This window comes from Bradyrhizobium sp. 25ACV, from assembly GCF_054863005.1.
Genome location: NZ_JAVAYO010000027.1, coordinates 1 through 16402, shown reverse-complemented (window position 1 = coordinate 16402; position 16402 = coordinate 1). Strand labels below are relative to the sequence as shown.

At 65.5% G+C, this 16402-nt stretch carries 16 protein-coding genes; 2 read left to right on the top strand and 14 right to left on the bottom strand.

Going from position 1 to position 16402, the window contains the following annotated elements; genetic code table 11:
* Positions 1-11: 11 nt before the first annotated feature.
* The 8 genes from rpe to RAD04_RS37205 form a co-directional block, all read right to left on the bottom strand.
* The gene (gene rpe, locus RAD04_RS37240) at positions 12-749 is read right to left on the bottom strand and encodes a ribulose-phosphate 3-epimerase (RefSeq protein WP_461627760.1); all 738 of its coding nucleotides are present in this window, start codon (positions 747-749) and stop codon (positions 12-14) included.
* The gene (gene cbbX, locus RAD04_RS37235; RefSeq protein WP_461627759.1) at positions 746-1678 is read right to left on the bottom strand and encodes a CbbX protein; all 933 of its coding nucleotides are present in this window, start codon (positions 1676-1678) and stop codon (positions 746-748) included. Before cbbX ends, rpe begins: the two co-directional genes overlap by 4 nt.
* 99 nt (positions 1679-1777) lie before the next feature.
* Complete coding sequence (locus RAD04_RS37230; protein WP_461627758.1) at positions 1778-2185, bottom strand: ribulose bisphosphate carboxylase small subunit; 408 nt, start codon at positions 2183-2185, stop codon at positions 1778-1780.
* An 11-nt stretch (positions 2186-2196) separates the two neighbouring features.
* Positions 2197-3657, bottom strand: a complete 1461-nt coding sequence (locus tag RAD04_RS37225) for a form I ribulose bisphosphate carboxylase large subunit (protein ID WP_461627757.1) — start codon at positions 3655-3657, stop codon at positions 2197-2199.
* A 38-nt stretch (positions 3658-3695) separates the two neighbouring features.
* The gene (gene fba, locus RAD04_RS37220) at positions 3696-4781 is read right to left on the bottom strand and encodes a class II fructose-bisphosphate aldolase (RefSeq protein WP_461627756.1); all 1086 of its coding nucleotides are present in this window, start codon (positions 4779-4781) and stop codon (positions 3696-3698) included.
* A 12-nt stretch (positions 4782-4793) separates the two neighbouring features.
* Complete coding sequence (gene tkt, locus RAD04_RS37215) at positions 4794-6812, bottom strand: transketolase (protein ID WP_461627755.1); 2019 nt, start codon at positions 6810-6812, stop codon at positions 4794-4796.
* Positions 6813-6828: 16 nt separating this feature from the next.
* Positions 6829-7704, bottom strand: a complete 876-nt coding sequence (locus RAD04_RS37210; RefSeq protein ID WP_018321765.1) for a phosphoribulokinase — start codon at positions 7702-7704, stop codon at positions 6829-6831.
* Between the two features lie 12 nt (positions 7705-7716).
* Positions 7717-8754, bottom strand: a complete 1038-nt coding sequence (locus RAD04_RS37205) for a class 1 fructose-bisphosphatase (protein WP_461627754.1) — start codon at positions 8752-8754, stop codon at positions 7717-7719.
* A 118-nt stretch (positions 8755-8872) separates the two neighbouring features.
* On the opposite strand from RAD04_RS37205, the gene RAD04_RS37200 reads away from it, so the two are divergent.
* Positions 8873-9850: a LysR family transcriptional regulator gene (locus RAD04_RS37200; protein ID WP_461627753.1), complete on the top strand. Its 978-nt coding sequence runs from the start codon at positions 8873-8875 to the stop codon at positions 9848-9850.
* Positions 9851-10079: 229 nt separating this feature from the next.
* On the opposite strand, the gene RAD04_RS37195 is transcribed toward RAD04_RS37200, so the two are convergent.
* Positions 10080-10985: an NAD-dependent epimerase/dehydratase family protein gene (locus RAD04_RS37195; RefSeq protein WP_461627752.1), complete on the bottom strand. Its 906-nt coding sequence runs from the start codon at positions 10983-10985 to the stop codon at positions 10080-10082.
* The gene (rfbC, locus tag RAD04_RS37190; protein WP_461627751.1) at positions 10973-11497 is read right to left on the bottom strand and encodes a dTDP-4-dehydrorhamnose 3,5-epimerase; all 525 of its coding nucleotides are present in this window, start codon (positions 11495-11497) and stop codon (positions 10973-10975) included. Before rfbC ends, RAD04_RS37195 begins: the two co-directional genes overlap by 13 nt.
* 152 nt (positions 11498-11649) lie before the next feature.
* Here rfbC and RAD04_RS37185 point away from each other — a divergent pair, with 152 nt between their 5' ends.
* Complete coding sequence (locus RAD04_RS37185) at positions 11650-12882, top strand: methyltransferase domain-containing protein (protein WP_461627750.1); 1233 nt, start codon at positions 11650-11652, stop codon at positions 12880-12882.
* Positions 12883-12896: 14 nt separating this feature from the next.
* Here RAD04_RS37185 and RAD04_RS37180 read toward each other — a convergent pair whose 3' ends face one another.
* From RAD04_RS37180 to RAD04_RS37165, 4 genes are all read right to left on the bottom strand, one after another.
* Entirely contained in the window at positions 12897-13094 is a 198-nt protein-coding gene (locus RAD04_RS37180; protein ID WP_028144073.1) for a hypothetical protein, read from the bottom strand.
* 138 nt (positions 13095-13232) lie between these two features.
* On the bottom strand, positions 13233-13652 hold the full coding sequence (locus RAD04_RS37175) for a DUF4118 domain-containing protein (RefSeq protein WP_461627749.1): 420 nt from the start codon (positions 13650-13652) through the stop codon (positions 13233-13235).
* A gap of 149 nt (positions 13653-13801) precedes the next feature.
* The gene (locus RAD04_RS37170; protein ID WP_461627748.1) at positions 13802-14995 is read right to left on the bottom strand and encodes an MFS transporter; all 1194 of its coding nucleotides are present in this window, start codon (positions 14993-14995) and stop codon (positions 13802-13804) included.
* 53 nt (positions 14996-15048) lie between these two features.
* A complete protein-coding gene (locus RAD04_RS37165) occupies positions 15049-15603 on the bottom strand; it encodes a TetR/AcrR family transcriptional regulator (RefSeq protein ID WP_461627747.1) in 555 nt (184 codons plus the stop codon).
* Positions 15604-16402 lie beyond the last annotated feature (799 nt).

The window sequence follows — 16402 nt, the reverse complement described above, 5'->3', positions numbered from 1 at the left end:
CCTTCCGTAGTCTACCGGATACGGCCTGCCTCGCTGACGCGCAGCGGCTGCGTAGAATTATCTTGCCGCTTTGGAACCCGGCCCGTCTCGGCGGCGACGCGGATGGCCTGGATATTCGCGGCATATTCGGCAACGCTTTTGCCGCGAAACACCGCGGAGCCCGCCACCAGCGTATCGGCGCCCGCGGCGGCCACGGCAGCGGCATTGTCACGCGTGACACCGCCATCGACCTCGAGCCGGATCGGCCGATCACCGATCATGGTTTTGAGCCGGTGGATCTTCTCGAGCTGGGATTCGAGGAAGGACTGGCCGCCAAATCCCGGATTGACCGTCATCACCAGCACGAGATCGATGCGATCGAGCACATATTCGATCGCGCTCTCCGGAGTGGCGGGACACAGGCTGACGCCGGCTTTTTTGCCAAGCGCGCGGATGGCTTGAAGCGAACGGTCGAGATGCGGGCCGGCTTCGGCATGAATCGTGATGACGTCAGCCCCGGCCTTCGCGAACGCCTCGAGATAAGGATCGACAGGCGCGATCATGAGATGCACGTCGAAGATCTTCTTCGTCGTCGGGCGGATCGCCTTGATGACATCGGCACCGAAGCTGATGTTCGGCACGAAGTGCCCGTCCATGACGTCGCAATGGATCCAGTCGGCGCCGGCCATGTCGATTGCGGCGATCTCCTCGCCGAGGCGAGCGAAATCCGCGGCCAGGATCGAGGGAGCGACAATGATTTCTCTGGTCATGGCTTTGCACTCCGCGCATCGGCGCCGCCGCTGAAGACGCGGCTCGCCAGGACGTCCATGGGATCGATGGTTTCGAGATCGTCGACATCGAGCAGACGGTCGAGGTCGGACACCAGGCGATCGGCCTGCCGCAAGCGGATGCGGTCGACGGCGTTGCGGATCGAGCGCGCATTGGAGAAGAACGGCTGGGTCCGGCGCAGCGCGATGTACTTCTCGAACGCCTCGCGGGCCGTCGCCGAGAAGCGATAGCCCCGCTCCTTCAGCATCAGCTCGGCAATGACGAGCAGCTCGGCTTCGGCATAATCAGGGAATTCGATGTGGTGGGCGATGCGCGAGCGGAAGCCGGGGTTGGAGGCGAAGAAGCTCGTCATGCGCTCGCCATAGCCGGCGAGGATCACGACGAGGTCTTCGCGCTGGTTCTCCATCACCTGGAGCAGGATCTCGATGGCCTCCTGACCGTAATCGCGCTCGTTGTCGGGGCGATGCAGGTAGTAGGCTTCGTCGATGAACAGCACGCCGCCCATCGCCTTCTTCAGGATCTCCTTGGTCTTCGGCGCGGTGTGGCCGATATATTGCCCGACGAGATCGTCGCGCGTCACCGAGATCACCTGCCCGCGCCGCACGAAGCCGAGCCCGTGCAGGATCTTGGCCATGCGCAGCGCGACGGTCGTCTTGCCGGTGCCCGGATTGCCGGTGAACGACATGTGCAGGGTCGGCGGAGCCGATGCCAGGCCGGCGCGCTGCCTGACGCGCTCGATCAGCAGCAGCGAGGCGATCTGGCGCACGCGGTTCTTCACCGGCTTCAATCCGATCAGCTCCTGCTCGAGCTGCTGCAGCGTGTCGGTGATCCCGGCCGCTTCGGCTTCCTTGCGGAGATCGAATTGGGTCTCGTTGGGCTCAGTCGTGGTTGCGTGGGGAACATCGAGCATGGCTACCCTCGAAGAAAAGAGCTTCGCCGCGAGGGAGCGGCGAAGCAGTGGTCCGCCAAGGAAGCGGAGCAGGGAGAGCTCCACGCGGAAGCGGATGACTTAGGTTGACGCGTGCGTGGCCGGCTTACGCACGGTGGTGTAACGGATCGCACGGCCGCCGACTTCCTGCCGCACCAGCTCGAACTCCGCCTCATGCGGAGGCCGATTGACGAGGAAGGAGATCCGCACCGATTCCCAGCCATGGCTTGAATCGAAGCCGCTGATGCGGATGTACTTGTTGCCATACACCCTGCGGCACTCCGCGAGCTCCATCATCACGCCGGCGGCGTCCTGGAGGTCGAACATCGGCAGGCCCCACATCTCCCAATAGGTGTTGCGGGGATGAGGATCGTCGGTGAACTCGATGTTCACCGCCCAGCCGTTGCCGAGGCAATACTGCACCTGCTTATAGATCTGGTCGTCGGTGAGATCGGGCAGGAACGAAAAGCAACCCTGAGTGAGTTTCATGCTGCGTCTCCCTAGACGGTTTCGAGCGCGGTCGGCACGAAGTCCGGCGTGTCAGTGGATTGATAGTTGAACGTCACGTCCTTCCAGACCTCGAGCGCTGCCTTCAGCGGCGTGCAGGTCTCGGCCGCCCTCGCCAGGATCTCCGGACCCTCGTGGACGTAGTCGCGCCCTTCGTTACGGGCGAGGATCATCGCTTCCAGCGCCACGCGGTTGGCGATCGCGCCGGCCGCAATGCCCATGGGATGGCCGATGGTGCCACCGCCGAACTGCAACACGACGTCTTCGCCGAGCAGGTCGAGCAGCTGGTGCATCTGGCCGGCATGGATGCCGCCGGAGGCGACCGGCATCATCTTGTTCAGGCTCGCCCAGTTCTGGTCGAAGAACAGGCCGTGCTCGAGCTTGGTCGGGTTGAAGTCCTCGCGGCAGACATCGTAATAGCCGCGCGTGGTGTTGGGGTCGCCTTCCAGCTTGCCGACCACCGTGCCGGCATGGATATGGTCGACGCCGGCAAGGCGCATCCATTTGGCGATGACACGGAACGACACGCCATGGCTCTTCTGCCGCGTATAGGTCGAGTGACCGGCGCGATGCAGATGCAGGATCATGTCGTTGCGCCGCGCCCATTTGGCCATCGACTGGATCGCGGTGTAGCCGATCACGAGGTCGATCATGAGGATGCACGATCCGAGCTCCTTGGCGAACTCCGCACGCTCGTACATGTCTTCCATCGTGCCCGCGGTGACGTTCAGATAGGTGCCCTTCACTTCGCCGGAGGCCGCCTGTGCGCGGTTCACCGCCTCCATGCAATAGAGGAAGCGGTCGCGCCAGTGCATGAAGGGCTGCGAGTTGATGTTCTCGTCGTCCTTGGTGAAGTCGAGTCCGCCCTTCAGCGCCTCGTAGACCACGCGGCCATAGTTGCGGCCCGAAAGCCCGAGCTTCGGCTTCACCGTCGCCCCCAGCAACGGCCGGCCGAACTTGTCGAGCCGTTCGCGCTCGACCACGATGCCGGTCGCCGGCCCCTGGAAGGTCTTCACATAGGCGACAGGGAAACGCATGTCTTCCAGACGCAGCGCCTTGAGTGGCTTGAAGCCGAACACGTTACCGATGATCGAGGCCGAGAGGTTCGCGATCGAGCCCGGCTCGAACAGGTCGAGATCATAGGCGATGTAGGCGAAATACGAGCCCGGCGTGCCCGGCACCGGATCGACGCGGTAGCATTTCGCGCGATATTTCTCTGCCGCGGTCAGGCGATCGGTCCACACCACGGTCCAGGTCGCGGTCGAGGATTCACCGGCGACTGCGGCCGACGCTTCGATCGGATCGACGCCCTCCTGCGGCGTCACGCGGAACAGCGCGATGACGTCGGTGTCCTTTGGCGTGTAGTCGGGCTCCCAATAGCCCATGCGCTTGTATTCCATCACACCGGAGCGATAGCGCTCTTTGCCGCGGACCGTGCCTGCATGTGCGTTCATGTCTCTCTCCTGTTGTTTTCTCTGTTGTTTCCGATTGACTAGGCCGCAACGGGTTCGCGGGCGTCGATGCGCGGATCGAGCTCGCCGGCGCGATAGCGCCGCGCCATCTCGCTCAAGGGAACGACCTTGATCTTGCTGGCATGGCCCGCGGTGCCGAACTGCTCGAAACGGTCGCGACAGAGCTCGCGCATCGCGTCCATTGCGGGCTTCAGGAATTTGCGCGGGTCGAACTCGGAACGCGTTTGAGCGGCGACCTTGCGGAACACGGCCGTCATCGCGAGGCGGCAGTCGGTGTCGATATTGACCTTGCGCACGCCGCTCTTGATGCCGCGGACGATCTCCTCGACCGGCACGCCCCAGGTCTGGGGCATCTCCCCGCCGAACTGATTGAACATGTCCTGGAGCGGCTGCGGCACCGACGAGGAGCCGTGCATGACGAGGTGCGTATTCGGCAGCCGGCGATGGATCTCCTCGACAACCCGCATCGCCAGGATGTCGCCATCCGGCTTGCGGCTGAACTTGTAGGCGCCGTGCGAGGTGCCCATCGCGATGGCGAGCGCATCGACCTTGGTGGCACGAACGAAGTCGACCGCCTGGTCGGGATCGGTCAAGAGCTGATCATGGCTGACCGTGCCCTCGACGCCGTGGCCATCCTCCTGCTCGCCGCCGCCGTGCTCGAGCGAGCCGAGCACGCCGAGCTCGCCTTCGACGGAGGCGCCGACCCAATGGGCGAGATCGACGACGCGGCGCGTGATCGCGACGTTGTAATCGTAATCGGCCGCCGTCTTGGCATCGGCCTTGAGCGAGCCGTCCATCATGACGGAGGTGAAGCCGTGGGCGATGGCGGAGGCGCAGGTCGCTTCGTCATTGCCGTGGTCCTGGTGCATGCAGAGCGGGATGTCGGGATAGGTCCGCTCCAGCGCATCGATCATGTGCGAGAGCATGAGATCGCCGGCGTAGCTGCGCGCGCCGCGCGAGGCCTGGATGATGACGGGCGCATCGACCTCGGCCGCCGCCTGCATGATCGCGATGCCCTGCTCCATGTTGTTGATGTTGAACGCCGGCACCGCATAGCCATGGCTGGCCGCGTGGTCGAGCAGTTGGCGAAGTGTGATACGGGCCACGGGAAGTCCTCCTTATTGTCGCTTGCGAGCGATCGCCCGGCGGGCGGCTTCCGCAATGCTTTGCGGTGTGATGCCGAATTCGCGGTACAGCACCGGCGCCGGCGCCGAGGCGCCGAAGCCGCGCATGCCGACGAATTCGCCCTGAGCGCCGAGCCAGCGCGCCCAATCGCCCTGCACGGCCGCCTCGATCCCGACGCGCGGCGCGGTACCGAGCACAGTGGCGCGGTAATCGTCCGGCTGCTCCTCAAACAGGGCGAAGCAAGGCGCGGACACCACGGCCGCACGAATGTGCTCGGTCGCAAGCAGGCGGGCGGCTTCCAGTGCAATCGACACTTCCGAGCCGGTTGCGATCAGTGTCACGTCGCGTCCGCCGTCCGGCGAGACGACGAGATAGGCGCCGTGTGCGACGCGGTTTCTGCCGCGCGCATCGCTACGGAAGGTCGGCAACGCCTGCCGCGACAGGCACAGCACGGAGGGGCGGCCTTCGGAGTTGAGTGCGCAATCCCAGGCTTCCAGCGTCTCCACCGCGTCGGCGGGACGGAACACCAGCAGGTTCGGGATCACCCGCAACGCGGCAAGGTGCTCGACAGGCTGGTGCGTCGGGCCGTCCTCGCCGAGGCCGATGGAGTCGTGGGTCATCACATGGATGACGCGCAGCCGCATCAGGGCCGCAAGGCGGATCGCCGGCCGACTGTAATCGGAGAACGCGAGGAAGGTACCGCCGTACGGGATGAAGCCGCCATGCAGAGCGAGACCGTTCATCGCGGCGGCCATGCCGTGCTCGCGAATGCCGTAGTGGATGTAGTCGCCGCCGAACGCACCATGCTTGACCGGAGCCTGCACCTTGGCGTGCGTCAGATTCGAATGCGTCAGGTCCGCGGAGCCGCCGACCAGGCCGGCAATCGTCCCGGCGATGCCGTCGAGCACCTGTTGCGAGGCCTGCCGCGTCGCGAGCTTCGGACGCTCGGACGCAAAGCGTTCGCGCAACTTCGCTGCGGCCAGCGCATAGGCGGCCGGCAGGGTGACCGCCTTGCCTTCAACGAACAGGTCGCGCTGCTCGGGCGTCGCGTCCTCGTAGCGATCAAGCCAAGCGAGCCGATCGACCTGGCCGCGTTGCCCGATCATCCGCCACGCTTTCTGGATCGTGACAGGCACCACGAAGGGCTGATAATCCCAACCCAGCGTCCGGCGCGCCGCCGCGGTCTGCTCGGTGCCGAGCGGCGCACCATGGGCTTTCTCGGTGCCCTGTCGATCTGGCGCGCCGTAGCCGATGATGGTGCGACAGGCGATCAGCGACGGTTTGGCGGTCTCGCGCTCCTCTGCGATTGCCTGCGCAATCGCTTCGGGATCGTGGCCATCGATGCTGCGCACCGACCAGCCGGAGGCGGCGAAACGCGCCAGCTGGTCGTCGGACGTTGCCAGCGAGGTTGGCCCGTCGATCGAGATCCCGTTGTCGTCGAACAGCACGATCAGGCGGCCAAGCCCGAGATGCCCGGCGAACGAGAGCGCCTCCTGGCTGAGGCCCTCCATCAGGCAGCCGTCACCCGCGATCACATAGGTGAAATGATCGACGAGGCCGTCGCCATGTCGCGCATTGGCCATCCGCTCGGCGAGCGCCATGCCGACCGCGGTCGCGATCCCCTGGCCCAGTGGCCCTGTCGTCATCTCGACGCCCGGCGTGTGACCATATTCCGGATGGCCCGGCGTCTTCGAGCCCCATTGCCGGAAGGCCTTGATGTCGTCGAGGCTGACGTCGCCGCCGGTCAGATGCAGCAACGCATAGAGCAGCATCGAACCATGGCCCGCCGACAGCACGAAGCGGTCGCGGTCCGGCCAGTTGGGGTGTGCCGAGTCGAACTTCAGGAAGCGCGAGAACAACACGGTTGCGACATCGGCCATGCCCATGGGCAGGCCGGGATGGCCCGACTGCGAGGTCTCGATGGCGTCGACCGCGAGGAAGCGGACGGCATTGGCGAGATCGTTGTGCGTGACCGCCGTGAGGTCGGCTTCGGCGTGGACGGAGATGTTCATCGGATTCTCTCCTCGTTCACTTCAAGCTGCGCTTGCGCTCGATGAGCTGCATGATCAGCGGCGTCAGGATCAGCTGCATCGCGAGATCGAGCTTTGCGCCGGGGCACACGATCGAGTTCGCGCGCGACATCCAGCTCTGCGGCAGCATCGAGAGCAGATAGGGGAAGTCGATGCCGCGCGGGTTCTTGAAGCGGATCACCACCATCGATTCGTCCGGCGTCGGGATCCAGCGCGCGATGAACGGATTGGAGGTGTCCACCGTCGGCACGCGCTGGAAGTTGATGTCGGTCTCGGTGAATTGCGGGCAGATATAGTGGATGTAGTCGGGCATCCGCCGCAGGATGGTGTCGGTGACGGCCTCGGTCGAATAGCCCCGCGCACTGCGATCGCGGTGCAGCTTCTGGATCCATTCGAGATTGATGACCGGCACGACACCGATCTTGAGGTCGGCATAGCGCGCGACATTCACCTTGTCGGTGACGACGGCGCCGTGCAGGCCCTCGTAGAACAACAGGTCCGAATTCTCCGGCAGCCGCTTCCAGTCGGTGAAGGTGCCGGGCGCCGCGCCATGCAGCGCGGATTCCTCGGCGTCATGCACGTAATGCCGTGTCGTCGCGGTGCCGGTCTCGCCATAGTCGCGGAACGCGCGCTCCAGCTCCTCGAACAAATTGGTCTCGGGGCTGAAATGGCTGAAATGCTTGTTGCCGCGATCGGCCTCCTTCGCCATCTGCGCGCGCATCTCGGCGCGGTCATAGCGATGGAAGGCATCGCCTTCGATGTAGGCCGCGTTGACCTTCTCGCGGAAAAATATCTGCTCGAAGGTCTTCTTGACCGAAGTGGTGCCGGCGCCGGAGGAGCCGGTGATGGAGATGATGGGATGCTTCCTGGACATCGGACTCCCTCCTTACAGCCGGAAGAATCCGCGCCGCGCGAACAGCGGCGCTGAGACGCTGGCGACCAGCAGCGGATCGCAATGCAGCTCCTCGACGCGGCGCACCTCGTTGCTCGAGCCCATGATCAGCGGCACGCGCTGATGCAGGCTCTGCGCCGAGAGATCGAGGATGCGCTCGCGCCCCGTCGTGGCGGAGCCGCCGGCCTGCTCGATGATCATGGCCATCGGATGCGCCTCGTAAGTCAGGCGCAGGCGGCCGTCGCCGTAGCCGGGGCGGGCGTCCGAGGGATAGAGGAAGACGCCGCCGCGGGTGAGGATGCGATAGGCCTCGGCGACCAGCGAGCCGACCCAGCGCATGTTGAAATCGTGGTTGGCGGGCCCTTCGACGCCGGCGAGGCACTCGTCGACGAAGGCACGCACCGGCGAATCCCAGTGCCGGCGGTTCGACGCGTTGATCGCGAACTCCTCGCAGGCCTCGGCAATCTGCGCGCCGCTGCGCGCGAGGCGGAAGCAGCCCGCCTTGCGATCGAGCGTGAAGATGTCGACGCCTTCGCCGAGCGTCAGCACCAGGGAGGTCTGCGGCCCGTAGGTGACGAAGCCTGCCGCGAGCTGCGCCGAGCCGCGCTGATGGAAGGCGAGCGAGAGATCATCGGGCGCGGGCAGGATCGAGAAGATCGTGCCGACCGTCATGTTGATGTCGATGTTGGAGGAGCCGTCGAGCGGATCGATCGCGATGCAGATCTTCGCCTCACGATCGCCGATCTGGGCCTCGCGCATCTCTTCCGAGGCAAGCGCCGCGACCGGCAGCCTGCTGAGGCAACGGCGCAGGATCGCGTCCGCCTGCACGTCGAGATCGCGCTGGACGTCGCCGTCGCTGTTGCGGCCGGTGGTCAGGCCGGAGGCGTCCGCGAGATCTCCGGTGGCGATCAGGTCGGCGATCTCGATCGCCGCTGCCGCGACGGCATCGACCGCGGCCGCCACGGCGAGCGCGTAAGGTGCGGTCTCCGAATACCGTTGAAGGTGGTCGTCCAGCCTCAGTTGCCCGGTCATCTGCGCGTCCCCTTTGCCGGCGCCGTATCCAGTTCCCTCCCCTCTGGAGGTCGGTACGGTCAGTCCCGGCATCAGGAGATTGACAGGGGCAGCTTAATAAGGAAAATTTCTATTCATAATGAGCGTCAAAGAATTTTCTTATAATGGCCCCAGCCATGCGGCGACCCAGCTCCGGCATCTGACGATCCGGCAATTGCGCTCGCTTGCGGCGCTCTCGGCCAAGGGCAGCGTGACGGCTGCGTCCGGCCATCTCGGGCTGACCCAGCCGGCCGTGACCCAGCAACTCCGGCAGCTTCAGGACCTCGCCGGCCTGCCGCTGGTGCAGCGGACCGGCGACGGCATGCTGCTGACGGAGGCGGGCAAGGAAGTGCTGACGCTGGCCGAACGGGTCGAGGCCGCCATCATGGACTGCCAGGGCGCGCTCGACCTGCTCGCGGGACGGACAGGCGGCATCGTGCATCTCGGCGCGGTCTCGACCGCGAAATATTTCGTCCCGCACGCGATCGCGGCGTTCTCCAAGCGGTACCCCAAGATCGAGATCAAGCTCACCATCGGCAATCGCGAGGAGATCCGCGAGGCCATGCACGGCTACGACCTCGATTTCGCGGTGATGGGTCGGCCACCGGCCGACGTCACTGTCGACGTCCGCCAGCTCGGGCGCAATCCGCACATCATCGTCGCGCGCAAGGGACACTGGCTGGAGAACGATTCCGGCCTCAACCTGACCGACCTCGTGCACGAGACCTTCCTCACCCGCGAGCCCGGTTCGGGCACGCGGACGCTGATGGAGGGCATGTTCCAGAAGTCCGACCTCGAGCCGATCATCGGCATGGAGATGAGCAGCAACGAGACCATCAAGCAGGCCGTCATCGCCGGGCTCGGCATCGCCTTCATCTCGGCCCACACCGTGGCGCATGAGCTCACCGAGGGCCGGCTCATCGTGCTCGACGTCGCGGGCCTGCCGATCGTGCGGCAATGGTACGTGATCCGCCGCAGCGACAAGGTGCTGCTGCCGCCGGCGCAGGCGATGTTCGATTTTCTGGGCTCGGAAGGGTCGAACTATCTGCCCGACGTGCCCGAGTTCGGTGCGCGATAACCGGCCGGCATTCAGCTCATCAGCTTCATGGCAACGGTCGCCGCCAGAATCACGATGATCTGGAGCAGACGCTCCGTCGTGAAGATGCGGTTGAACGTGATCATCGCTTGCCCCGGCCGACGTGAGGGAGATTTCGGTCGGCCCGTTGCTAGCACAGACGGGCAGCCAGACAACTCCGTAATTGCCACGGGTGCCGCTTGCCGCCGGCCTGTTGCGAGGAGATCGCACGTCATCCCCTCCCCGGCAGACGGTCGATCCACCATGCGAGATCGCGCGCAGCGCCCGCCTCGAAACCGATGACCGGCACGCGTGCAGTCACGCCGCGAAGACGGCGGACGTCGGCGGCAATGATCGGCTCGGCGTCGACGCCCGTTGCATCGACAGCGCCGAACCTGACCAGATGGCGTGCTTCGAGCAGACCTGCGACATGCTCGATCACGCTGCGCAGGCTGCGCACTTCGCCACTGGCGAGATTGACGACGCCGGAGAGCTCGCTGTCGAGCACGGCGGCGATCATCTGCGCGAGGTCATCGACATAGACGAAATCGCGCAGCTGCCCGCCATGCGAGCAGTCGAAATGCTGGCCCGCGCGAAGGCTCCGGATCAGCGAAGGGATCAGGCGCGCCTCGGGCTCGTGCGGCCCGAATGGGATGAACACACGGCCCCAGGCGGCGCCTGCCGCGATATAGGCTTCGGCCGTCGCGAGCTTGGCTTGTCCGTACAGTGTCGTGGGACGGCATTGGCTGGTGCGTTCCTCACATGGGCCGCTCTGCGGTCCGTATTCGAAGCAGCTTCCGATGCCGAGGATGCGCTGGGTGCCGCTGGCTCGCGCGCGCGACAACAGGTCAATGCTCGCCTCGGCCCACAGCCGGTTGACAGGATCCTCGCGATAGCGGCCCGGCCGCACCTCCCATGCGAGATGAACGAGATGCGTTGGCCGCGCTGCGGACAGCGCATGCACGCGGCCGGCTTCGGTGAGCAGATCGGCGGCGTGCCAGCTCACGCCTGACATCGCCGGTTGAGCCGCGCGCGCGACGCCGTGGACCTCGAAGCCGCGATCAGCCAGCACAGGCAGCAGCGCACGACCGACGAATCCGGACGCGCCCGTGACCAGCACCCGCCTCATGCGAGACATGGCAGCGCGCGGTCGCGCGCGGACAGGATCGGATCGGCAAGCGGCCAATCAATCGCGAGCGACGGATCATCCCAGCGAAGGCCGGCCGCGCCTTGCGCGTCATAGGGCACATCGATGCAATACATCAGCTCGGTCCCATCGACGAGCGTCTGGAAGCCGTGCGCGCATCCAGCGGGGATGAACACGGCATTGCGGCGATCGGCGGCAAGCTCGACCGAGCACCATTGTCCGTAGGTGGGCAGCGACCGGCGCAGATCGACGATCACGTCGAAGGCACGGCCGGCAACGCACCGCACCAGCTTGGCCTCCGGCCGGCCCGCCTGGTAGTGCAGGCCACGCAAGGTGCCGGCGCGCTCGTTATGCGAGAGGCTGTGTTGCGCGAAATGCGTCGGCAGTCCGTGCGCTGCAAATGCTTCGGCGTCGAACAGCCGGGCGAAGAATCCGCGCGCGTCGGTCTCCGGCTCGATCCCGATTTCAACCACGCCTGGCAGAGCCAATGCAGTGAACTTCATTCCGGGCCTCCGCGCCGCGACGCCGCCGTTGCGAACGTCGGTTCACCGAAACGCCTTTTGGGTTGCATCATGCGCAACCTTGTCGGAATTTCCGTGGCTTGAGAGAATTCACTAACAGCCGCGGCACGACGGCACAACGGGACGATCCGTTCATGGACAGGCACCGATGCCGCTTTTGCGCGCAGGAGATCGACGAGACCTTCGTCGATCTCGGCCTGTCGCCTCTGGCGAATTCTTATCTGCCTCCGGAGCGGACGGATGCGACTGAGCCGACCTATCCGCTGCATGCCCGTGCGTGCGGTGCCTGCGGGCTGGTGCAGCTTCCGCAATTCGAGCCTGCGGCCAGCATCTTCGAGCAGTATCTCTACTATTCGTCCTATTCCGAGAGCTGGCTGCTTCATGCAGAGAGCTACGCCGCCGCGATGATCGTCCGCGCGAAGCTCGGAGCAGCGTCCGAGGTGATCGAGATCGCCAGCAATGACGGATATCTGCTGCAATATTTCCTGCGCGCCGGCATCCATGCGCTCGGGATCGAGCCGGCCAGCGGCCCGGCGGCCGCTGCGATCGCCAAGGGCATCCCGACCCGGGCCTGCTATTTCGGCCGCGATGTCGCGACCGCGCTGCGCGCCGAAGGCCACAGACCCGAGCTGATCGTCGCCAACAACGTGCTGCCGCACGTCCCTGATATCAACGATTTCGTCGCGGGCCTGCGCATTCTTCTGCCCGAGACCGGCCGTGCGACGCTGGAGCTTCCGCATCTGTTGCATCTGATCGAAGGCGTCCAGTTCGACACGATCTATCACGAGCACCTGTCGTACTTCTCGCTCGCGACTCTCGAGACGGTCTTTCGCGCACATGCCTTGCGCATCTTCGACGTGGATGAATTGCCGACCCATGGCGGCTCGCTCCGTCTGCACGTCTGCAGCGAGACCGCGCCTCCGAGCGCCTCGCCTGCACTCGAGAGCTTGCGCCGGCGCGAGATCCTGGCAGGGCTCGACCGGCCCGCGAGCTATCGTGATTTTCAGGCGAAGGTGGCGGCGAAGCGCGAGACGATCCGCGACTTCCTCGTCGCGGCGCGGCGCGCTGGCAAGACGGTGCTGGCTTACGGCGCGCCCGCGAAGGGCAACGCGCTGCTCAATTACTGCGGCATCACGCGCGAGCTGATTCCGTTCACCGTGGACCGCAATCCGCACAAGCAGGGCCTGCTGCTTCCGGGATCGCATCTGCCGATCCGCGATCCCGTCGCCCTGATCGCGGCCAGGCCTGATTACGTCTTCATCCTGCCCTGGAATCTGAAGGACGAGATCATCGCCCAGCTGGCGGAGGTTCGCGCCTGGGGCGGACAATTCGTGGTGCCCACACCCGATCTGACGATCATATCGTGAGCGATGGTTAACAATCAGGCTGCGAGCGGAGCGGCGTAGTCCGCGCGCAACGCAAAATAGGCTTCCAGCTCCGACAACGCCCGCGCTTCCCAATCGCTCGCCTGCTCCAGCAGCGACCAGCTCTGGCCCGGGCGGAACGCAGCGGTCTGGCGATAAAGCGATGCGATGCCGCGATAGCGGCGCACATTCTCCAAGATGGCTTGACCGTTCATGTCCGAAAACTCCCTCGTCATTCCCGGGGGAGAAACTGCGGCCAAATCTTTTTCGAAAAGTTAGCGGCGCGCGGCAAGCTTGCGGATGGTTGCCGGACTGTTGCGCGGACGCAACGTGCACGACCGCGCGAAGGCGGATTATTGCGGATTCGTTGCCGCGCTCTCGCCCGGGGACTTCAGCCCGCCCTGGCTGACGATCCTCATCGTCTCGCGGCAGAGATCGGCAAGGCCAATCAGCAGCACCGCGAGCAGGCAGAACAGGTTGATGGAATCGGTGTTTGCGTTGCTCAGCGCGTTGAACTCGAAGAAGGGCGGAATGAACGCCCACCACACCAGGGGAATGGTGAACAGCGCGGCAAACCCCGCCGCCGGCGTGCCCGCAACGACGCCGAGCATGAACAGGCCGGGCAGGAACGCTGCAAAATAGAGCTTTGCGCCGAGCGCAACGCAAACGCCCTGCAACGCAGCCGACATGGCGACAACGACGCATCCGAGCAGAAACGCCTGCCACGACCATGGCCGTACCCGCGGTACGCCAAACAGCCCCGCACGTCTCATCAGCCTCCCCCTGCCGCCCATTAACCTGGCCCGCTTGAGACCAAAGTACTACAGCGGCACCGAAATCGCGAGACGGAAATTGCGGCGCCCGCGGCTTCGTCTGCGAGCCTTGGTAAACGGCCGCATCGCACAATTGCTGCGGCCGGCGGCTATTCGGTCGCCGCATAGAGCAATCCGATAACGGGCAGAGCGAGGCCGATGGCCGATGCGAGCGTCCAGCCGCCTTGCGCAAAAGCCCACGCGCCGACCGCGGAGCCGGCCGCGCCGGCGGTGAAGAACGTTGCCATGTAGAGGCCGTTGAGGCGGCTGCGGTGCTCGTGCCCGAGCGCGAAGATGGCGCGGAAGCCGAGCACGACGTTGCCCTGGACACCGACGTCGATGGCAATTGCCGCCGCGACCAGGCAGACCAGGTTCAGCATCGAGCCGGGCATTCCGAGATAGGTCACGAGGAAGCCCCCGGCCGCGAGCAGCATCGCGACCAGCGTCGCGATCCGGCTGTGGCCGCGATCGGCGAGCCGTCCGGCGATGGGCGCCGCGAACACGCCGGCCACACCGGCCAGCGCAAACAGCGCGATACCGCGCTGGGTGAAGCCGAACGCGTCGGCGAGCTGGAGCGGTGCCACCGTCCAGAACAGGGTGAAGCAGCCGAACAGGCTGGCCTGGTAGAGCGCCCGGCGCCGCAGCAGCGGCGTCGCCCGCACCAGATGCGGCATCGACAGCAACAGCTCGCCATAGTGCATCCGCGTCACCGGCTTGCGGTTCGGCAGCGTCGTCCAAAGCACCGCCGTCAGCACGATCATCAGCGCGGCTGAGGCGAAGAACACCGCGTGCCACGACAGCGCCGAGGTGACGAAGCTCGACACCGGACGCGCCAGCATGATGCCGAGCATCAGGCCGGTCGAGACGTTGCCGACGACGCGGCCGCGGATGGCTTCCGGCGCCAGATGCGCGGCATAGGGAATGATGATCTGCACCGCGACCGAACCGAGGCCGATGAACAGCGCGGCAACCAGGAACGGCAACGCATGGGTGGCGAACGCGGCGGCGAGCAGGGCCGCCGCGCCGAGCGTGATGACGGAGCAGATCAGCGCGCGGTTCTCGACGAGATCGCCGAGCGGCACGATCAGCAGCAGCCCGGTGCCGTAACCGATCTGCGTCATGGTGACGATCAGCCCGCTTGCTGCGTGCGACAGGCCGAGCGCGGCGCTGATCGGGGCGATCAGCGGCTGCGCGTAGTAGATGTTGGCCGCGATCATGCCACAGGCCGCGGCAAGCACGAAGGTCAGGCGTTGCGACACCGCATCCGGCCCGGGCGCGGTCTCGATCGTGGCATTCATCGTCATGACGTACGGTCTCCGAGAAATCGGGAACGATCATTCCCTAATTTGACATAAATTCAGGCGAGCAGTTTCATCGCGACGCCGACGAGGCGGGTCCCGTCGAGCGGCAGGCGCGCCTTGCCGACGACGCGCAGGCCCTGCGTGATGCAGATCATCAGTCGCGCGGTGTCATCGGCCGCGACATGACCGGGAATCGAGCCGTCGGCCTGCCCCTCGCGAATGAGGCCGGCGATGAAATCTTCGTTGGTCTTGAGCTGCGCGCCGACGCGGGCGGCGACGACGGAATCGACCGCCGACAATTCGACCGCGCTGCCGACCACGAGGCAACCGCGCCGCCCCTCGGCGCCCTGGGACTGCGCGACATAGGACAGCAGCAAATTGCGGACCCGATCGCGGCCGTTTGTGCCGCGCTGGGCGGCGCTGCGGGTCTGCTCCTGGCGCAGCGCCGTATAGCGCTCGAAGGCAGCCAGGAACACCGCATGCTTGTCGCGAAACGCCTTGTAGATGCTCCCCGTCGCCAGCCGCATCGCCGCCGCGAGGTCGCCGATGGACGTCGCATGATAGCCGCGCTCGCGAAACACCCGCACGGCGCGGTCCAGCGCCGTATCCATGTCGAATTCCCGGGGACGACCGGGCGGACGGGCGGCAGACTGGGATCGGCGGGCAGCTTTTTGCATTGCGGGATAATAGGGAATGATTGTTTCCTAATAAAGACAATTGGTTGTGATGGGGGAGGTCGAGTGGTCGGATAAGCAGGACGGCCGGATCTCGTGTCCCGGACGCGCTGCAACGCCTCTTGGCGTTGCTGCGCAGAGCCGGGACCCAGAAAGCGATAGGACGCGATGCGGATGGATGGGCCTCGGCTCTGCAGCGCACCGCTTCCGGACGATGCTTCGCACCGCCGGGGACGCTGCGCTGCGTCCGGGGCACGAGAGCGGAGTGTGACGCACGCTTTTCTCCACACCGATGCTACAGTGCAGATCCCAGCCGCAGTGCCGTAGGGTGGGCAAAGGCGCATAGCGCCGTGCCCACGATCTCCCTCCATGAGCGACAAGGCGTGGGCACGCTGCGCTTTGCCCACCCTTCGAGATCGAGTTTGTGGCACGCAGCTCAAGTCGCAGACACGCCTTCGCAGTCTCGCGGCGCGTTTCGCCCGAGCTTTGCTGGTCGCTCCACCCTCTAAAGCCAAGAGGGCGCAGGGAAGGCCGGGTGCTGGCTCGCACCCGCGGTCCGCTGCGCGAAAAGCGCACGCAGAAAGAACCGCACAGCAGCATACAGGTGGTGCCGATCACTCGGCCTTCCCTGCGCGGTGGTTGGACGGCTTATGCCGTGCTCTCCCGGGAGCCGACCATTCCTTCTGGCCTCCCTCGCCCCGCGAATTGATGATGCAGTCTGCCCGGTTGGGCTCGC